A 1,634-nucleotide genomic window follows, 5' to 3' on the forward strand; every position below is an offset into this window, starting at 1 on the left:
GGCAACGGCCCCTGCGCTTCGAACACCAGATACTCGCCCGCCTCGATCTGCACCGACTCGAAGTCATTGTCCGGCGCATTCACGGCAACACCGGCGATCACATCGAACTCACCCGAGGCATCCGACTCGTAAGCCGAATACACGCCATAAATCGGCGAATGGGCTGATTTTCCGGGAATGGTTTCGGCCAGTTCCTTACCGAAAAACTGCCCCCACATCGGGCCGATTTTCGCGGTTTCGGCCTGGTGCTCGGCGGCGTTGGTGGTACGCACCCGCAGGCCGGCAACGGTGAATGCATCGATTTGCTGTCGTTTCAAATCCATCGAAATTGCGGCTCCCTTAATAGAAGTGCGGCCACACAGGGCCGCAATGACGCCTACTTTGTCAGCGATTGACGTCGACCACAACCCTGCCGCGCAACTGCCCGGCGAGCAGTTTCGGCGCCGCATCGACGGCTTCACTCAAGCCGATTTCATGACTGATCAAGGGCAACAGGGCAAAATCCAGATCCCTGGCCAGACGCTCCCAGGCCTCGATGCGCCGTGCTTTGGGCTGGGTCACGCTGTTGATCCCGGCCAGAGTCACACCCCGCAGAATGAATGGCGCCACCGATGCCGGAAAATCCATGCCCTGGGCCAGACCGCAGGCCGCGACCGTGCCCTCCGCGCGAGTACTGGAGCAGGCGTTCGCCAGCGTATGGCTGCCGACCGAATCAATCACCCCGGCCCAGCGTTCCTTGGCCAAGGGTTTACCCGGTTCGGATAAAGTTGCGCGGTCGATGATCTCGCTGGCGCCCAGTTGTTTCAGATATTCATGCTCAGCCACCCGGCCGGTGGACGCCACCACTCGATAACCCAGTTTGCTGAGCAATGCGATGGCGAAACTGCCCACCCCGCCATTGGCGCCGGTCACCAGTACCTCGCCCTGATCCGCGGTCACGCCGTTCCGCTCCAGCGCCAGAATGCACAACATTGCCGTGTAGCCTGCGGTGCCGATGGCCATTGCCTGCGCTGCAGTAAAGGCCTTGGGCAGAGGAATCAGCCAGTCGCCATTGAGTCGCGCCTTCTGCGCCAGCCCGCCCCAATGACTTTCGCCCACACCCCAGCCATTGAGCAGCACCTGATCACCGGCCTTATAGTCGGGATGCGTACTGACCTCGACCGTGCCCGCCAGATCGATCCCCGGCACCATCGGAAACTTGCGCACCACCGGGCTGCTGCCAGTAATCGCCAGACCGTCCTTGAAGTTCAGCGTGCTGAACGCGACCTTCACCGTCACGTCGCCTTCAGGCAACAGCGCTTCGCTGATCGGCTGCAGGCTGGCGTGGTAACCGCTGTCGTTTTTGTCGATCAAAATGCCGTTGAACATGGCTGCCTCTCAATCAGTGGGTTCAAATCCTCATGCCTTGAAATAACACAAAGCAACACATTGACCCACCCGACTTTGCGCCAATTCACAAATCTGCCCGGTAATTGCGGAGCGGGCGGCTATGCTTTTTCGACGGTCGTGCTTTCGCTGCCCGCCCACCTGAAAGCAACCCTGTCGATGGAGCTGACAATGTCTTACCCGCGTTCATTGCTTGCGATGTTATTGCTGTGCCTGCTGACCGTTGGCAACGTCTGGGCAGCTCCGAC

At 60.0% G+C, this 1,634-nt stretch carries 3 protein-coding genes; 1 reads left to right on the plus strand and 2 read right to left on the minus strand.

The features are described 5' to 3' along the window. Positions 1-323 (minus strand): GyrI-like domain-containing protein (locus tag DBR18_RS25185; RefSeq protein ID WP_108592352.1); only part of this gene is annotated, 323 nt, incomplete at its 3' end. A 61-nt stretch (positions 324-384) separates the two neighbouring features. Beyond that, positions 385-1,368 (minus strand): MDR family oxidoreductase, encoded by a 984-nt coding sequence (locus tag DBR18_RS25190; RefSeq protein ID WP_108592351.1) that lies wholly within the window; start codon positions 1,366-1,368, stop codon positions 385-387. A 60-nt stretch (positions 1,369-1,428) separates the two neighbouring features. Here DBR18_RS25190 and DBR18_RS28560 point away from each other — a divergent pair. Further along, a partial coding sequence (locus tag DBR18_RS28560) for a hypothetical protein (protein WP_218277871.1) occupies positions 1,429-1,634 on the plus strand: 206 nt, incomplete at its 3' end.

Origin of the sequence: Pseudomonas sp. HMWF021, from assembly GCF_003061005.1 — a bacterium.
Taxonomy (GTDB): domain Bacteria; phylum Pseudomonadota; class Gammaproteobacteria; order Pseudomonadales; family Pseudomonadaceae; genus Aquipseudomonas.

Bases quoted from the DNA above. Each gene is read 5' to 3' on its own strand.
- DBR18_RS25190 (WP_108592351.1), bottom strand. From the start codon at position 1,368: ATGTTCAACGGCATTTTGATCGACAAAAACGACAGCGGTTACCACGCC.